Source organism: Sphingobacteriales bacterium (genome assembly GCA_016711285.1).
Taxonomy (GTDB): domain Bacteria; phylum Bacteroidota; class Bacteroidia; order Chitinophagales; family UBA2359; genus JADJTG01.
Genome location: JADJTG010000012.1, coordinates 200,960 through 219,162 on the forward strand (window position 1 = coordinate 200,960; position 18,203 = coordinate 219,162).

An 18,203-nucleotide genomic window follows, 5' to 3' on the forward strand; every position below is an offset into this window, starting at 1 on the left:
CTTTATCTTTCATCTGTACGTCTTTTTGTTGAAGTTTTTTTCCTTATTTTCATTTTTTATGTTGTTGATGTTAAAACGCGGTGCTTTTGCATTGCTTTTGCTTTCTTTTTTGGCCTCCTGTACCGAAAAAACCGAACTGCTGCCCCTTGCTGCCGATTATGCTTATTTTCCGGCAGAGGAGGGTTTTTGGGTGGAGTATCAAATAGATACTTTGCAAAAAGACAAGGGCTTTGATGATAAATTTATCTCGCGCGAGGTACGCGAAGTGGTCGGCAGCAGCTACACCGATGGCGAAGGAGAAACCGCCTACCGCCTCCTGCGCTATGTGCGCAACACCGGCAGCAATACGCCCTGGAGCAACATTGTGCCACAAGTGCAAAGTATTCGCCGCACCACCGCCACCGCCGAGCGCAACGACAACAATATGCGTTTTATCAAACTCGCCTTTCCGTTGGCAAACCACAAAAACTGGTCGGGTAATGCCTACATTGATGAAGAATACTATATAGACGACAATAAGTGCAATCAGGTGGCTTTTTATAAAAACTGGGACTACCACATAGAAAAACTGCACCAAAAAGATACCATCAACGAAATGGTTTTCGACTCCACGCTCACTGTGGTTCAGCAGCAATACGAAAACTTTCTGCAATATACCTACTCTCACGAGGTATATGCCAAAGGTGTGGGATTGGTGTATAAAAGTTTGCAAGACCTGAGTGTGCGCAGTGCCTCTGCTCCTCCTCTTTCCGAATTGCCCTGGCCCGGACGCGCCAACTGTGGAAACATTATTACATGGAAAATTTTAGACTATAAGATTTTTCTTCTATCCCCATTCCAAACAAGGCAAAATCGTATTTTACAGGGTCGGCGGCATCAAAGCGGCGCAAAGTGGCGGTAAGCGACAAGGCATTGTGCCAATTACTTTTGGTGCTTTGCAGCAAGCCCAACCTTTCGGCTACCCGAAGCACATGCACATCTAAAGGGCACAGCAATTGCGCCGGACTGATGGCTTTCCACAAACCAAAATCCACACCTTTTTGATCAGAGCGCACCAACCAGCGCAGCAGCATACAAAGCCGCTTGCAACTTGATTGGCGAAGCGGCGTAGGAATATGCTTGCGGGTGCGCTCCGATATGACGGGCAACGAAAAAAACAAGTCGTGAAAACCACTCAACGCTGCACCGATATGTTGTTCGCCGTGCCGCACATGTTGCGAAAAAGCCGTTTCGAGGCTATCGTGGCGGGCATACCAATGACGCAAAAAAGCGATACAATACAGCGTGTCGGTGGCATTGAAGGTGCGGTGCTTAAATTGCTCAAAACGGCGCAGGTCGCTGTCTTTGCATTGTGTAATAAACTGGTGCGGGGCATCGTCCATCAGCTGCATCAAGGCTCTGCTTTTGGCGATGATGGTGCGCCGTTGCCCCCACGCAAACAAAGCACTGAACAAAGCCGCAATTTCAATATCCTGTTTTTTTGAAAAAAGATGCGGCACACTGATGGGGTCGTTTTCTATAAAATAGGGCTGTTGATATTGTGCCGTTTTTTCTTCCAGCAAATGGCGCAAAGCCTCTTCGTTTGCTGTATAGCCCTGCAAGCCTCCTCATCAAGGTTGTTGTTCAAGAGCCTGCTCATCGTTTTCTATTTGCTTTGCCAGCGTTTGCATTTCTACCGACAAATCGCGGAGTTTTTGTTTGGCAGCCGCTTCCTGTTCGGGTGTAATTTCGCTGTCGGGTTTGCTTTGAGCAATATGCAGCAAATCCTCCAATTCCCGCTTGCGGCTCTGCAAATCGTCGAGTTTTTCGCGATACTCCTGCTTCAGATTTGAAGCATTCTGCCGCAGTTTATCTATACTTTCACCTACTTTGCCCAAAGCATCTTTAAAAGAAATATCTTTGAGTTTGAGTTGCTCAACTTTAGCAATATCGCCGATGGTTTTTCCGGTTTGGCGCAGGTTTTCAAATAATTGTTTGCGGGCGGTTTTTTGCTCGTCAGTGCCATAAAATTGTACATATACAATCCAGCCCAAGAGCAGCACCAAAGCCAGACCGATGAGTCGTCTTATCATTGTTTTTTTGTTTTTAAAATCTGACTAAAAAATATGTGTGTATAAAATGCTTCTTTAACGAAAAAAATGTATTGATAATATACAGCAAAGGTAATTTTTTTAGCAGTTATAAAAAAAGTGTTGATACACAAAATTGCTTATAATCAACGGTAAACATTTTAGTTTCAAGATTAAGCATTTTAATTATTTGTCTTTTATAGAGTGAAGATACGGTAAAAATACACGCCCTGCGGCAAATCCGGCAACTGTTGGCTAAAAGTTACTCCATTTCACAGTTTTGTCATAACCTAATTGTCATAACCTAATTGTCCTAACCAAAACTCATTCAGATGTTTTAATCCTAAAACAGCTTTACTTCTTTTCATTTTTTTAATCGTTTTTGTTATGAAATGTGTAAACCTATTTTAAGACAAGACAAAATAGCCAAATTCTGACATAGCTTTGCACTTTCGCACCTTTTTAGATTTTCGGGTTCTGTTTTTCTATGATAAAAGGACTGTTGCATAGTTTTAAAAAAACATCAAACAATAATATGAGCTTATCCAACTTTGAAGATTTTAATATTTTCACTGAAAATATACGACAACTGCTTCATCGGCAAAATTTGCCCGCCGCCCGCGCCCACGCCAAAGCATTGCCTTCCAACAGAAAATTTGTACCTCCTACGCCCGACACTTTACAAGGTGCCAAAGTGGGGGCGGTATGTATATTGTTGTACCCCGATGCCATAGGTGCGCCACATTTTCCGCTGATTGTACGACCGGAGTACGAGGGGGTTCACAGTGGCCAGATTGCTTTTCCGGGCGGGCAGCAAGATGCGGCTGACGGCGGCGACTTAACCGCAACCGCCCTGCGCGAAACCGAAGAGGAAATTGGGGTGCCGCGCCACCATATAGAGGTGTTGGGGTGCTTGAGCGAGTTGTACATAGCACCGAGTAATTTCAGGGTGCAGCCGGTGGTGGCACGGATAAATGCTATGCCGCAGTTTTTGCCCGACCCACAGGAGGTAGCTCATATATTGCAGGTGAGTTGGTCGGAGGCAGCCCACCCTTCGGCTTTTCAAATCAAAAAAAATATGCTCGTGCGCGGGCATCTTCGTTTAGATGTGCCATTTTATAATATTCAGCAGCGGGTGGTGTGGGGAGCAAGTGCCGCTATTTTGAGCGAATTATTGGAAGTAATAGCAGAGGGGGTGATATAAAAAAACAGGGGCGTAAAACATATTACGTCCCTGTTTTTTTAAAAAATAAAACGCATTAATTTTTCATTTTTTAAAACAAGTCCACCGTTTTTTTATCCTCCGAATACCCACGTTACTTCGCCTTCTTTGCCGTCTTTTAGCTGAATGTTGAGTTCGTTGAGGCGGTTGCGAATCAGGTCGGAGGTTGTCCAGTCTTTGTTGGTGCGGGCTTCGCCGCGAATTTCCAAAATCAGCCGCATCAAACCTTCGCTGTGGTTATTGGCGTTGTTGCCTTTATTTTCATTTAATAAACCCAGCACATCGTGGATAAATCCAAAGAAAGTGCTGCGCAATAGCTCAAAAGTAACCGTATCTAAACTCGCCAAAGCAATATGCCCTTCTTTGTACGAATTGATTTTTTTGCTCAGTTCAAATAAGTTGGCAATGGTTTGGGCGGTGTTGAAATCATCATTCATACTGTCGTAGCAGGCGCGGCAGAGTTGTTCCACAGCCTCTATTTCGCTGCTTTGTGCTTGGGCAGCATCGGCAACAAAATTGAGTTTTTCCAGCACTTCGGCGGCGTTCATCAGCCGCTGATAGCCTTTTTCGGCGGCTTGCAGGGCGGCATCGCTGATGTCTAAGGTGCTGCCATAATGACTTTGCAGCATAAAAAAGCGCAGGGTCATCGGCGAGTAGGCTTTGCTGATGTGGGGGCTGTTGCCATTGAGCAGTTCGGGCGGCGAAATGGTATTGCCGTCGCTTTTGCTCATTTTTTTGCCGTTCATCAACAACATATTTGTATGCAGCCAATAACGGGCGGGCTGGCAAGAGCAAGCTCCGTAGTTTTGAGCTATTTCGTTTTCGTGGTGCGGAAATTTGAGGTCGTTGCCGCCGCCGTGAATATCAAAAGTAGCTCCTAAATATTTGGTACTCATCGCCGAACATTCCAAATGCCAACCCGGAAAACCCACCGACCAGGGCGCATTCCATCGCATAATGTGTTCGGGGCTTGCTTTTATCCATATTGCAAAATCCGAAGGGTGGCGTTTTTCGCTCTGCCCTTTCAAATCATCGCGGCTTTCGGCAAGCAGTTCATCTACCACCTTGCCCGACAGTCTGCCGTAAATTTCGGGTTTGTCTTTAATAAACTGAAGCGTATCAAAATACACCGAGCCATTAACCTCGTAGCCGTAGCCATTGGCAATGATTTGCTGCACCATTTCTATCTGCTCCAAAATGTGCCCGCTGGCACGCGGCTCTATACTCGGCGGCAGGTTGTTGAAAACCCGCATCATTTCATGAAAACCGTTGCTGTATTTCTGTGCCACCTCCATCGGTTCTAATTGTTCCAAGCGTGCACCTTTGAGCATGCGGTCTTCGCCGTCATCTAATAAATGCCCTACATCGGTGATATTGCGCACATAGCGCACTTTGTAGCCCGAAAACAACAAATAGCGGTATATTACATCAAAACTGACGAAGGTGCGGCAGTTGCCCAAATGCACATCATTATATACAGTAGGTCCGCACACATACATACCTACAAAAGGCGGATTGGCAGGTTGAAAAACCTCTTTTTGTCTGCTTAAACTATTAGTAATTTGCAATACTGAATTTGTTATCATAACTCAAAGATACGTTGAATTAAAAAAATCACACAAAGTTAATATTTCAATGATTGTTGTGCTGCATTGAAAAAAAAACAAACAGGCTTTTTTTCTTTAAAACATAATTATTGTAATAAAGAACTAATTTTGTATCGATTTAGCAGGGTCTATCGGTGGATTTTCTTTTAATTTTATTTTTCTTCCCCTTGTTGCTGGCGATTACTTTCATCGTTCAGCGCGTTTTTTATGCTAATCAGCCCTGCGAAGGCTATTTGTTGCCGGCGATGTTTGTTAAATTGCTTGGCTCTTTGGCTTTTGCCGCCGTTTATATGTTTTATTACAAAGATGGCGACACTTTCGGCTACTACCGCGAGGGCGAAATTATTTATAATTTATTTTTAGAATCGCCCCTGAAAGGCTTGCGGATATGGTGGTTGGGCAGCGGTATGGAGTTGGATACGGCTTATTATACCCAACAGATGGCTTTTTATGGCGAAGATAGTTTTTTTCATGTGGTGCGTTTGTCTTCATTTTTTGGGCTTTTTTGCTGGAATAATTTTTGGGTAATTACATTATTGTTCGGTTTTTTGTCGTTTTGGGGCTTGTGGGCGTGGTTTCGTGTGTTGGAGGCGATGTATCCCGATTTGAGGGCTGTTTTTTTTGTGATTATGTTTATGATTCCGTCTGTGGTGTTTTGGAGTGGCGGTATTCTCAAAGACCCCATCACCATCACGGCTACGGGTTGGGCGGTGTGGGGGTTTTATCATTTTTTTATCGTACAAAAAAACCGCCTCTTGGCATTAGTGCTGATGCTCGGGGCGATGTTTTTTATTCTGGAAATAAAATTTTACATTTTGGCGGGGCTGATTCCGGCGTTTTTGGTATGGATGTGGGGCAATGCCGTGAGAAAATTGTTGCGCGATAAGTATGTTTTTCGGATAGTGGCGACAGCCGTAGTAGTGGGGCTTCCTTTTTGTATTTATTTTCTGAGCGATGTCATTTATTCTTATACCGAGCAGCTCACCCTGCTTTTTGTGCGTAAAGCGATGGGATTTCAGGGGTGGCACAGTGCCATCAGCGGGGCAACTACGAGTGGCTACACTTTGGGCAAAGTGGAATTTACGGTAGCGGGCGTTTTTTCAAAAGTTCCTGTTTCTATTTGGACTTCTCTATTCCGCCCCTATTTTACCGAAGTACACACCGCTATTGTGTTGGCGGCTGCCGTAGAAAGCACCCTCACGCTGCTGCTCACTGCTTGGGTACTGCTCAAAGTGGGCATCTTGCGCACCTTTAAAATTATCTTCACACACGCCGATATTAGTGCTTTTATTATTTTTACGCTTATTTTTGCATTCATTACCGGATTCACCAGTTTCAATTTCGGGGCTTTGGTTCGTTATAAAATCCCACAAATGCCCTTTTATTATTCGGCTTTGGCGATTATTCTATATGTATATCGCAGCGAAAAAAAAACGGTATCAAATTAACAAAATTTTAAATAAATTAAATTTTACAAGATATTTGCAACATTATCATCAATAAAAGATTAATAAAGCAGTTATCTTTTTACAAAAAAACGCTCTCTAAACTAATAATATGATAAAAATACATAAGGAAGGCTACCTCACTTTGGCTATAGTAGCTGTATGTTTATTGCTCCTCAATGTGCTTGTTTATTTTTTGTTTTCCGAAGCACAAAATGTACGGACAGGTGTAGGTGTTTTTTCTTTTATATTGTTTTTGGCGGTGGCTTCATTTTTTCGGATTCCGCGCCGCAGACTGCACAATGACGATAACTTGGTCATTGCTCCCGCCGATGGCAAAATCGTAACCATTGAAGAGGTTTTTGAGCCGGAATATTTTAAAGACCGCCGTATTCAGGTTTCTATTTTTATGTCGCCCGCCAATGTACACGTCAATCGCTCACCTATCAGTGGCAGAGTGGCTTATACCAAATACCACCCGGGCAATTATTTAGTGGCGTGGCATCCCAAATCTTCTACCGAAAATGAGCGTTTTACTTCGGTTATTGTTGATGAAGAACAAAATTTTGAGATACTCGTGCGTCAGATAGCGGGTAAAGTAGCACGAAAAATATCCAATTATTTGCAGGTAGGTGAAGAAATAGAACAGGGCAATGAGTTGGGTTTTATCAAATTCGGCTCGCGCGTGGATATATTTTTGCCTTTGGAAACAAGCATAAAAGTGTCGTTAAAACAAAAAGTTGTGGGCGGAAAAACCATACTGGCTGAACTGCCTGCCGACGATTGATTTTTTTAAAAAAATAAAGTTTCTGCATTATTCCATTCTCGAAGTGTTTTTTTCTTTCGTATGAATATCGGTTTGTATGCCCGTACCATCAAAGAGCAGGATTACAGTTTGTATAAAAACTTGTTCATTGCGCTCGAACACTATGGCATACAAGTGTATTTTCACCCTGTTTTAGCTCCTTACAATGAACGCATTTTGGGAAAACGCTTCGTGGGCAATTATTTATATATCAACGAAGAAGTTTCTTTACAGGAGCAAATTGATTTTTTAATCACCATCGGCGGCGATGGTACTTTGTTAGATGCTATTTTGGTGGTGCGCGACAGCAATGTGCCTATTTTGGGTATCAATGCGGGTAATTTGGGTTTTTTGACCAGCTACGGGCGACTCGAAATTTTATCTATTATTGAACAAATAAAAGCGGGCAATTTTAGCCTCGACCGCCGCACGCTCCTGTGTTTGGAAAGCAACAACCGATTATTTGAAAACGACAATATTGCCCTCAACGAATGTGCCATTCGCCGCAGCGACAACGCCTCTATGGTGATTGTGCATACATATATTGACGAGCAATTTTTGACTTCTTACTGGGCTGACGGCTTGATTATTGCCACGCCCACCGGCTCTACGGCTTATTCTTTGAGCTGTGGCGGACCTGTGCTGATGCCCCACTCCAACAATTTCGTTATTACGCCGGTGTGCCCGCACAATCTCAACCTTCGCCCGATGATTGTTTCCAACGACAGCACCATCACCCTGCGCGTAGAAGGGCGCAGCAGCAATTTTTTATGTACCTTAGATGCCCGCTCTGCCCACTTTGACAGCGACACCGAACTCAAAGTGCGCAAAAACGATTATCATGTGGCATTGGTGCGCCCGCCCCACTACGATTATCTCGATGTATTGCGCAAAAAACTGCTTTGGGGCAGCGATTTGCGCAAACGATAAAAAAAGCGCAGATAGGGCGGGCAACCTCGTTTTCTTCTATTCCTCTTCCGTATTTTTGAGTGCCATCAGCAAAGTATATGCACCCTTTTCCACAATCTTTTGCTGCCCAAAGGCGGCAGCATTTTTGATTTCCGTAAAACCACCTTGCGTAGTACCCGTTTCTACGGGTTGCATTTGATAAGTTCCTGTTCCCGTTTCAACAAAAATATAATTCTGACCTTCAAAATTTACAATAGCGGCTTCGGGCAATGTCGGCAACTGTCGGCTGTCAGTTTGGATATTGGCGTTGATATACATACCCGGAATCAGGTTTTTGTCGTAGCTGTCAAAATGACAATGCACTTCGGTAGTGCCGTCTTCTGCTACATCTTTGCTGATTAAAATAATAGATGCAGGATATGTTTTGTCGGGATTGGCGTTGGTATAAGCCGTCAGTTTTTTTCCAACAGATAAAGCAGCTATATCTTTTTCAAATACTTTTAAATTCAAATGAATATCGGCAGGATTTACCAATTCAAACAACACATCGGAAGGATTGATGTATTTGCCGATATTGACATTTACTTTTGAAACAAAACCATTGATAGGCGAATAAATGTAGATGCTTTTGGATATGTTATTCTCCGTCAAAGCCGCCGGATTGATATTGGCGAGTTTGAGCTTTTCGGCAAGCGAAGCCAATAGTATCTGATTGTTTTTTACATCTGCTTCGGTCTGCTGAACAGCTTTTTCGCTGCTGGCTTGGCTGGCATTTAATTCTCTTTGGCGATTGTATTCAAGCGTCGCAAAATGCAATTTGGATTTTGTAAGCAAATAATCCTGCTGGAGTTCAATATATTGTCGGTCTTCTATTTCTGCAATGATGTCGCCTTTGTTCAGGTGCATACCGGGCAACAATTTGGTACTTTTTATATAACCACCCATCGGCACACTTACCGATACCAAATTTTGAGGCGGCACTTCTATTTTTCCGTTTACTTTGAGCAAAGATGAAATGGCATGAGGCTGTATCGTTGCCGCAGCAATAGCGGCATTTTTGAGCTGCGCTTCGCTGAGTTTCACCTGATAAGTAGCGGCAGTAGCGGCGGCATTTGCAATATCGGCAGCTGGCGCGTCGGTGGCGGTATCGCCCGAAGTGCAAGCCGCCATCATTATACATGTTATAGATAAAATAAAATATTTCACGGTAAAAAATAAAATTAATGGGTTAAATAATTCAGTTGAAGAATGGTATTGACTACGTTGTTACGTGCTTCTAATGCTTGATTTTGAATATCAATAGCCTGATTGAGCAGCAACACATATTCTAAATAGTTGATTTCGCCGCTCTGAAACTGTCTTTGTGCAACTTGCTGTATCAAGGCGGCATTTTGCAAGCCCTTACTTTCAAAATATTCCAATTGCTGCTGCTGCGCCTGATACACCGTCTGCCATTTCAGGTACTCCGTTTGCAGGCGTTGTTTCTGAAAACGCCACGCTTGTTCGGCGATGCTTTCATTTACTTGCATAGCTTCTATTTTGGTGCGTTGGCTTTTCTTAAAAAGCGGTATCGCCACACCGAATTGCGCCGATGTAAAACGGGCAGTTCCTTTGTAGTAGCGGTCGTCTGCACCTGTGCCTCTGAAACTCGTATTGTTGAGTGCCACACTGAAATCGGGACGTAGGCGAGATTTCTCCAGCAAAGTCGTTTGTCGGGCTACTTCGCGCTGCTCTTCCAGCACCTTCAAAGTGGGGTGCATATTCAGGGCTGTGGTATCTAACGTAAGCGGCGGAATGTCGGCTTCGGGCAAGGGCAGCGGCTCGGCTTGCGGCGTGTTGAGCAAATATTGGAACAACACCAAAGCGGTTTCCATTTCCTGACGCAGTTGCAGACGTTGCATTTCTATTGCTCCTTTTTGAGTTTCGGCGGTTGTTTTTTCCAACACGTTGCTTTCTCCTTTTTGCAGCCGCAACACCGCTTTTTGATAAAACTGCTGATATAAAGAATCGCTGTGCTGCAACAATTTTTCTTTTTGTTTCAGGTATTGATAATGATAAAAAATCTCGCTAACAGCTTTTTTCACTTCCCACACCTGAACGGCAGTATGGGCAAATACACTTTGGTATTGTGCCGACAACAAAGCGCGTTGCTGCTGATATACCACCGGTAAAGAAAAACTTTGAGCGATGCCGAATTTTGTATCAAACAAAGCACTATTCACCTGCCCCATTTCGGTATAAATATTGGTTTTGGGAATATCTTTATAAGTATCTGTCAGTATTTTGTGATACTCAACATTCAACTGTTCGTTTTTAATGGCTGCATTCTGCTGAACAGCCATTTGCAAGGCTTGCTCTAAGGTCAATTGTTGCTGGGCACTTGCATTTATGATACTCATTGCTCCTGCCACGCACCAATACCAAGTTTTTATAAGCGGCAATATCAGTTTATTATAATGCGATATGATTTTCATGAGAATATAAAAGGTTGTGTTTTATAAATAAAAAGCACATTGCTATTGCATATTGTCAGAAATATGAATAGCAGTCTGTTGTGCAACGATGATGTTTTTTTATTGTCTTTTTTCGAACATGATGTACAAAAGCGGCAAAACAAAAAGCGTGAGAAAAGTAGCCACTATCAAGCCACCTATTACCACCGTTGCCAAAGGGCGTTGTACTTCAGCTCCGGCTCCGTTGCTCAGTGCCATCGGCAAAAAACCGAGTGAAGCCACCGCCGCCGTCATCAGCACCGGACGCAAGCGCATTCGCGAACCCTTTATTACTATATGTTTCAAAGCATCTTTGCTCGAAATTTTGAGGCGGTTAAATTCCGAAATCAATACAATACCATTTAATACCGCCACACCGAATAAAGCAATAAAGCCAACTCCCGCACTGATACTAAACGGCATTTGGCGCAATGCTAAAAATAAAATACCGCCAATGGCTGATAGCGGAATAGCGGAATATATCAAAAAGCCGTGCCTGAAACTGTTGAAAGCGAAATACAATAGTACAAAAATTAACAATAAAGAGACCGGAACAGCTATCAGCAAACGATTTTTGGCTTGTTCTAAGTTTTCAAAAGCACCGCCATAAGTTACATAGTAGCCGCTCGGAAATTCTACCTGTGCAACTACTTTTTGCTGGAGTTCCTGCACGATGCTTTGTACATCACGGTCTTTGATATTAAAACCCACCACTATGCGGCGTTTGGCATCTTCGCGCTGTATTTGATTCACTCCGTTGCGGATAGCTACATTTGCCACCTGATACAAAGGAATTTGTATGCCCAAAGGCGTAGGAATAAGTACATTTTGAATATCGGTGATGTTTTTCTTGTCGTTGGTATTCAGGCGCACCACCATATCAAAACGCTTTTCATCTTCAAATACCAAACCCGTACTTTGACCCGCAAAAGCAGTATTGACTACCTTGTTGATGTCGGCAACAGACAAATTGTACTGTGCTATCATCGGTCGGTTGTACTCTATAATCACCTGCGGCAATCCGTTGATGGGTTCTACATATAAATTTTCCGTACCCTGAATAGTATTGACAACTGCACCCAAGCGGTCGGCATATTTAGCCAAAGTATCTAAATTTTCTCCGAATATTTTACATACTACATCTTGCCGTGCTCCGGTCATCAGTTCATTAAAACGCATTTGTACCGGATATTGAAATCCGGCAGTAATACCGGGAATATCTGCCAAGGCTGTTCCCATTTTTTCTGCCAATTCATCAAAAGTTTTGGCAGAAGTCCATTCGTGTTTATCTTTCAAAATTACCATCATATCGCTGGCTTCCATCGGCATAGGATCGGTGGGCACCTCGCCGCTTCCTATTTTGGTAACGATTTTTATCACTTCGGGAAATTGGTTTTTGAGAGTATGCGCCGCTTTTTGCACATTTTCAACTGTGGTCGTCAGACTGCTGCCTGTGAGTACGCGCGTATCTACCGCAAAATCGCCCTCTTCCAAAGCCGGAATAAATTCGCCGCCTAACTGTGTAAGGGTATAAATAGAAAATCCGAATAAAATCAAAATGGCGGCAAGCACTGTTTTGGGAAAATGCAGCACTTTTTCCAATACATTGGAATAGGCGTTTTCAATGCGGTGCATCATACGGTCGGATAGATTTTCGTGATGCCCGCCGCTGCCGTGCAATAGCAGCGCACTCATCATCGGAATATAAGTTAAGGATAAAATAAATGCCCCCAATAGCGCAAAAGCTACTGTTTGCGCCATTGGCTTAAACATTTTTCCTTCAATACCTTGCAGTGTAAAAATGGGCAAATACACAATGAGAATAATAATTTGACCAAAAACGGCACTGTTCATCATTTTTTCTGAAGTGCGTATTACTAAGTGATCAATATTGTCTGCCGGATTTTGCGGTGTGGGGGCTTGCCGCCCATGCAAAGAATGTAGCACTGCCTCTACAATAATCACTGCTCCATCTACGATAAGCCCGAAATCCAATGCACCCAAACTCATCAAATTGCCGCTTACGCCAAATAAATTCATCATACAAATGGCAAACAACATCGCCAAAGGTATCACCGATGCTACCAATAAACCCGCTCTTATATTGCCCAAAAATAAGACCAGCACCAACACTACAATTAAAGCTCCTTCCAAAAGGTTTTTTTCCACGGTGCTGATGGCGTTGTTTACCATTTTGGTACGGTCTAAAAACGGCTCTATCACCACACCTTCGGGCAGTGTTTTTTGAATTTGGACAATACGTTCTTTCACGCTTTTGATAACCTCGCTGCTATTAGCCCCTTTGAGCATCATCACCACTGCCCCCGATACTTCGCCTTCGTCGTTATAGCACATCGCTCCATAGCGCGTGGCAGAACCGATACGAATGTCGGCTACATCTTTAATAAACAAGGGCGCACTGCCCTGCCCGCGCGGAATGGCTATATTTCTGATGTCGTCTGCCGATTTCACCAAACCCTCGCTTCTGATAAACAATACCGTAGGCCCTTTTTCAATGTAAGCACCACCTGTATTTTGATTGTTGTTTTCTAAAGCCGAAAACACATCGTGTATGGTGATGCCAAAGGCGTTTAATTTGTCGGGTTTTACGGCAATTTCGTATTGTTTCAGTTTGCCGCCAAAGCTGCTCACCTCGGCTACACCTTTTACGCCCAGCAATTGTCGCCGCACAATCCAATCTTGAATGGTGCGCAACTCTATAGCATCGTATCGCTGCTCATAGCCTTTTTCGGGACGTAGCACATACTGATAAATTTCACCCAAACCAGTAGTGATAGGTCCCAATTCGGGTGTACCAATACCTGCCGGAATTTGGTTTTGTACTTGTTGCAAACGCTCCGCTACCTGTTGGCGCGCCCAGTAAATATCCACTTCATCTTCAAACACAATCGTTACCAACGATAAGCCAAAGCGCGAAAAACTTCTTATTTCTTTAATACCTGATATATTGCTATTTGCCTGCTCTATCGGAAAAGTGATGAGGCGTTCAATATCAGTAGCTCCGAAAGATGGAGCTTGTGTGATGATTTGTACCTGATTGTCGGTAATATCGGGTACGGCATCAATGGGTAGCAGCGTTGCCTGATAGCTGCCAATAATGATGAGGGAAAGCACTAATAGCCCCACAACGAGTTTGTTCCTCACGGAAAACTCAATAATATGTTTTAGCATTAAATATTTTTACTTAAAAATGATAAACAAATAAAAATTCATCTGTCCAACAGCTTTTTCAAACTGCTGAAAACACATTTTTTAAATACATCATTAATAAGTTTGTGGAGGCTGCCAGATATTATCCAAATAATTGGACGAATAAAAAACGGCATCGTAATGCCCGTGCGGTGTGAGCCGTTTGGTGTCGGGGAATAAATAAGGAGATGATGACTGTGTTACCACAACTATCTCATGGAAAGGGTGCGAAAGCGGACTGTTGCTGCAACAGTCGTGCGTTTTGAAGGGCAGACGCTTATCTTTTTCATAATCTTCATCTTGCACTACACCTTGTGTATAATGCAAACTCAGAAAATCAAAAAAACTCATCTGATTATCTACTATGCGATGTTCCATAAAATGCTCTATCAGCAGGGGCAACCGCAACAATTCGTGCAATTCCGTAGTTCCTAACAAATAAAGGACTAATAAAAATATGGAAACATGATTTTTCACAATGCAAATGTATAAAAAAAGCCAAAACTCCTATGTTAATTTTTTTTAAAAAATGGAACGCTAATTGTATTGTTTCTTTTGAAAAACATTTGCCGAATACTTATTTTTTTATAGAATACTATCTTTTATATGTTTGTTTATTCAACAAAACACTACAAAACAGTAATAAATTTTAATATTTTTTCCCCATTTTATCATAAATGTACAAACTTATATAATTTTGTACCCCAATTCTTCTCTTGACAGCCCATTGTGTTGTAAAAAAACATATCCGATGTGCTATTATTTCATCAGAAAAGTATAGTAATGATTAAAAACCTCCTCATTGTAGAATCGCCCGCTAAGGCTAAAACCATTGAAAAAATATTAGGAAAAGACTTTAAAGTGGAGTCCTGCTATGGTCATATCCGCGATTTGCCCAAAGAAAATAAAGCCATTGACGTAGAAAACAATTTCAAACCGCTTTATATTATTCCTGAAGATAAAGAACAAACGGTTGAAAAATTAGGCAAACTCATTGAACAATCGGAACAGGTGTGGTTGGCAACGGACGAAGACCGCGAAGGCGAAGCTATTTCGTGGCACTTATGCGAAGTGTTTAATTTGAATGTAGATGATACCAAACGCATCGTATTTCACGAAATTACCAAACCTGCCTTGCTCAAAGCAATTCAGGTTCCCCGCAAAATCAATTTGGATTTGGTAGATGCCCAACAGGCACGCCGTCTGCTCGACCGCTTGGTGGGTTTTGAAATATCTCCTATCCTTTGGCGAAAAATCAGCAACAACAAGGCACTTTCTGCGGGGCGTGTGCAGTCGGTGGCGGTGCGCTTGGTGGTGGAGCGCGAGCGCGAAATTCAGTCGTTCCAACAAGGCAGCTTTTATAAAATCAATGCGTATTTTAATATAGCCGACAAAGAAGGCAAAAACACCGTACTCAAAGCCGAATTACCCAAACGCTTCGATACCGAAGCCGAAGGTGTGGCTTTTTTGCAATTGTGCAGCAAAGCAATTTTTAAAGTGAATGATTTGCAGGTGAAGCCCGTAAAGCGCAAACCTGCTGCACCCTTTACCACTTCTACATTACAACAAGAAGCCGGACGCAAATTAGGGTATTCGGTGTCTAAAACAATGTTGCTGGCTCAACGCCTCTACGAAGCCGGTTTTATCACTTATATGCGTACCGACTCGGTGGTGCTCTCCGACACCGCACGCGAAGCCGCCGCCGCCGAAATAGAAAAATCTTACGGCAAACATTATGTGGAAATACGCCAATACAACACACAAGCCAAAGATGCGCAAGAAGCCCACGAAGCCATTCGTCCTACTTATTTTGAGGAGCATAAAGCGGGGACTACTGCCGAAGAGCGCGCCCTCTACGAGCTGATTTGGAAACGAACCCTCGCCTCGCAAATGCGCGATGCCGACCTCGAACGCACCATTGCCAAAATTGGTATTTCTACCTCTGCCGAAGAACTCACCGCACAGGGCGAAATGCTCAAATTCGACGGATTTTTGCGCCTCTATCGCGAGTCTTTTGATGATGAGGACGACAGTAACGAAGATGCTCAAACGATTTTGCCACCTTTGAGCATCGGGCAAACCCTTGAACTCAAAGAAATGCGCTGCGCCCAACGGCAGTATCGCGCACCCTATCGTTATTCGGAGGCTTCGTTGGTGAAAAAAATGGAAGAACTCGGCATCGGCCGCCCTTCTACTTACGCACCTACTATCAATACCATTTTGAAGCGTGAATATGTAAAAAAAGACAGCCGAGATGGCACAAAACAGCATTTTTCGCTGCATACACTTGCCAATGGCAACATCGCCCAAAGCCACACAGAGGAAATTATCGGTGCAGAAAAACACAAATTATTTCCTACCGATATGGGGAAATTAGTGAATGATTTTTTGGTAGAACATTTTGAAGATGTGGTTAATTATGATTTTACCGCCAAAATAGAAGCACAATTTGACCATATTGCCAACGGCGATATGAACTGGGTGAATATGTTGTCGGATTTTTACAAACCATTTAAGCAGGAGGTACTGCAAACTTCGCAAGAAGCAAAAAAAATTACCGGAGAGCGCGTACTCGGCATTGACCCCAAAAGCGGAAAAGAAGTATCAGCCAAATTGGGCAGATATGGTAAAATGATTCAAATCGGAAAAGCCGAAGATGAAGAAAAACCGCTTTTTGCCAAAATGTTGCCGCATCAGGAAATTTCGGATATTCGGCTCGAAGATGCTCTGGCTCTTTTTGCATTGCCGCGTACTGTGGGCGTTTTTGAAGGAAAAGAAATTCAAGCCTCCGATGGAAAATTCGGTCCTTATGTAGTACATAATAAAGTATTTGCTTCTATACCCAAAAATTCGCAACTTAGTCCGCTTACCATCACGTTGGAAGAGGCTGTTGCACTTTTAGAAGCCAAACGCGAACAAGCTGCCAATAAGATAATTCAGGAATTTAACGAAGACTCCGACATCAAAATATTAAACGGCTTATATGGTCCTTACATCAAAGCCGGAAAAAACAATATCAAACTTCCCAAAGGCAAAGACCCCAAAGCTCTTACTTTTGACGAAGTGGTAGAAATTATTCAAACTGCGCCGCCGCCTTCCGAAAAAAAGAAAGCGAGAAGCAAAAAATAAAAACAGCGCATTGGATATAAAGCGATTTGAAATGCCTCCATTTTTTTTGTTGAAATGGGGGCATTTTTAATCCTGCCAAAAGTTATTTTTACACAATTATTCAAAGCATCTGCGACAAACAGTCCTTCGTATCCAGCGCATCAAGCACCATCTTACGCCTATGTTATTCAGCCAAATAGCCGGACTTCAGGAACTCAAACAGCATATTTTACATCTGTTTCAGCATCAGCGGCTGGCACATGCCTATTTGCTGTTGGGAAATGACGGCTGGGGAGCTTTGTCTGTGGCAATGGCAATGGCGCAATACGCCGTGTGCAGCAATCCCCACAGCTACGATGCTTGCGGCTCTTGTGCCGCCTGTGCAAAAGCCCAGAAACTCATTCACCCCGATATTCATTTTACATATCCCGTAGTGGGCAGCGGCGAACTCAGTGCCGAGCACATTTCCAAGTGGCGCGAGGCTTTTATCGCTAATCCTTACCTGAACGAAGCTCAATGGCTACAAATGTTGGATACCGACAACAAACAAGGCAATATCAGTGCCAAAGAATGTGCTGCCATTATTAAAAATTTGAGTTTTAAATCATTTGAATCTACTTATAAAATTCAGATTATATGGAAAGCCGAACGCCTCCAAAAAGATGCCAACCGCCTCCTCAAAACCATTGAAGAACCCGAAGGCAACACCTTGATTTTGATGGTAGCAAGCGATGTGCGCCAAATATTGCCCACTGTGTTGTCAAGGGTGCAAATGCTGCGCCTTACGCCACTCGCCGATGAAGAAGTGAGTGATTATTTGCAAAAAAAACATCAAATGTCCACCGGAGCGGCAGCACAAGCGGCTCTTGGCTCAAATGGCGAAATCAGTACGGCTTTGTGGCAAGGCTCTCACGAAACCCACAATGAGTTGCTGCTGCAATGGTTGCAAGCTACTTATGCCCATCAGCCCGAAAACTTTGTGCGCTGGGCTGAAACTATGGCAAAACTGGCACGCGAACAACAAAAAAACTGGTTACGCTATGTACTGTTTTTTGTAGAAGATAGTTGTCGTTTGCGCTGGCAGTTAGCAAGCCGTCTGCCCGAAGGCGACACGCTCAAATGGGCACAGCGATTGGCTGCTCTTCCTTTGGAAGAAACCGAAAATTTATCCGCTCTTCTCAACAAGTCAGTAGAATACACCGAGCGCAACGCTCATGCAAAAATTTTGTTTTTTAATCTTTCTATTCAACTTTCTGCTATATTTGCCAAACAAAAAATTGCTGCAAAAACGTGAATACAGTATTGTATTTATCTGTTTTTGTTTCTTTTATCAGGT

Annotated in this window: 14 protein-coding genes; 7 read left to right on the forward strand and 7 right to left on the reverse strand. The window is 43.1% G+C overall.

All coding sequences use genetic code 11. The annotated features are described in order from the left end of the window. Nucleotides 1–97 precede the first annotated feature (97 nt). On the forward strand, nucleotides 98–901 hold the full coding sequence (locus IPL35_08010) for a hypothetical protein (protein ID MBK8443346.1): 804 nt from the start codon (nucleotides 98–100) through the stop codon (nucleotides 899–901). On the opposite strand, the gene IPL35_08015 is transcribed toward IPL35_08010, so the two are convergent. Both IPL35_08015 and IPL35_08020 read right to left on the reverse strand, forming a co-directional pair. Beyond that, nucleotides 792–1,601, reverse strand: coding sequence for a TIGR02757 family protein (locus IPL35_08015; protein MBK8443347.1), 810 nt, complete (start codon nucleotides 1,599–1,601; stop codon nucleotides 792–794). The genes IPL35_08010 and IPL35_08015 overlap by 110 nt on opposite strands. A 9-nt stretch (nucleotides 1,602–1,610) precedes the next feature. Next, nucleotides 1,611–2,072 carry a hypothetical protein gene (locus IPL35_08020; protein MBK8443348.1) on the reverse strand — a complete coding sequence of 154 codons (462 nt, stop codon included), beginning with the start codon at nucleotides 2,070–2,072 and terminating at the stop codon, nucleotides 1,611–1,613. A gap of 532 nt (nucleotides 2,073–2,604) precedes the next feature. On the opposite strand from IPL35_08020, the gene IPL35_08025 reads away from it, so the two are divergent. Further along, the gene (locus IPL35_08025; GenBank protein MBK8443349.1) at nucleotides 2,605–3,273 is read left to right on the forward strand and encodes a CoA pyrophosphatase; all 669 of its coding nucleotides are present in this window, start codon (nucleotides 2,605–2,607) and stop codon (nucleotides 3,271–3,273) included. 92 nt (nucleotides 3,274–3,365) lie between these two features. Here the strand turns inward: IPL35_08025 and IPL35_08030 are convergent, their stop codons facing one another. Further along, complete coding sequence (locus tag IPL35_08030) at nucleotides 3,366–4,877, reverse strand: cysteine--tRNA ligase (GenBank protein MBK8443350.1); 1,512 nt, start codon at nucleotides 4,875–4,877, stop codon at nucleotides 3,366–3,368. A gap of 155 nt (nucleotides 4,878–5,032) precedes the next feature. On the opposite strand from IPL35_08030, the gene IPL35_08035 reads away from it, so the two are divergent. The 3 genes from IPL35_08035 (at nucleotide 5,033) to IPL35_08045 (ending at nucleotide 8,078) form a co-directional block, all read left to right on the forward strand. Then, nucleotides 5,033–6,346, forward strand: a complete 1,314-nt coding sequence (locus tag IPL35_08035) for a hypothetical protein (protein MBK8443351.1) — start codon at nucleotides 5,033–5,035, stop codon at nucleotides 6,344–6,346. Between the two features lie 112 nt (nucleotides 6,347–6,458). Further along, nucleotides 6,459–7,130, forward strand: a complete 672-nt coding sequence (locus tag IPL35_08040; protein ID MBK8443352.1) for a phosphatidylserine decarboxylase family protein — start codon at nucleotides 6,459–6,461, stop codon at nucleotides 7,128–7,130. Between the two features lie 60 nt (nucleotides 7,131–7,190). Beyond that, nucleotides 7,191–8,078, forward strand: a complete 888-nt coding sequence (locus tag IPL35_08045; GenBank protein ID MBK8443353.1) for an NAD kinase — start codon at nucleotides 7,191–7,193, stop codon at nucleotides 8,076–8,078. Nucleotides 8,079–8,114: 36 nt separating this feature from the next. Here IPL35_08045 and IPL35_08050 read toward each other — a convergent pair whose 3' ends face one another. From IPL35_08050 to IPL35_08065, 4 genes are all read right to left on the reverse strand, one after another. After that, nucleotides 8,115–9,230, reverse strand: a complete 1,116-nt coding sequence (locus IPL35_08050; GenBank protein ID MBK8443354.1) for an efflux RND transporter periplasmic adaptor subunit — start codon at nucleotides 9,228–9,230, stop codon at nucleotides 8,115–8,117. A gap of 47 nt (nucleotides 9,231–9,277) precedes the next feature. Beyond that, the gene (locus tag IPL35_08055) at nucleotides 9,278–10,531 is read right to left on the reverse strand and encodes a TolC family protein (protein MBK8443355.1); all 1,254 of its coding nucleotides are present in this window, start codon (nucleotides 10,529–10,531) and stop codon (nucleotides 9,278–9,280) included. A 99-nt stretch (nucleotides 10,532–10,630) separates the two neighbouring features. After that, on the reverse strand, nucleotides 10,631–13,741 hold the full coding sequence (locus tag IPL35_08060) for an efflux RND transporter permease subunit (protein MBK8443356.1): 3,111 nt from the start codon (nucleotides 13,739–13,741) through the stop codon (nucleotides 10,631–10,633). A gap of 93 nt (nucleotides 13,742–13,834) precedes the next feature. Beyond that, nucleotides 13,835–14,236: a hypothetical protein gene (locus IPL35_08065; protein MBK8443357.1), complete on the reverse strand. Its 402-nt coding sequence runs from the start codon at nucleotides 14,234–14,236 to the stop codon at nucleotides 13,835–13,837. 306 nt (nucleotides 14,237–14,542) lie between these two features. Between IPL35_08065 and topA the strand changes: the two genes are divergently transcribed. Continuing rightward, nucleotides 14,543–16,888 (forward strand): type I DNA topoisomerase, encoded by a 2,346-nt coding sequence (topA, locus tag IPL35_08070; GenBank protein ID MBK8443358.1) that lies wholly within the window; start codon nucleotides 14,543–14,545, stop codon nucleotides 16,886–16,888. Between the two features lie 160 nt (nucleotides 16,889–17,048). After that, complete coding sequence (locus tag IPL35_08075; protein MBK8443359.1) at nucleotides 17,049–18,161, forward strand: hypothetical protein; 1,113 nt, start codon at nucleotides 17,049–17,051, stop codon at nucleotides 18,159–18,161. Nucleotides 18,162–18,203 lie beyond the last annotated feature (42 nt).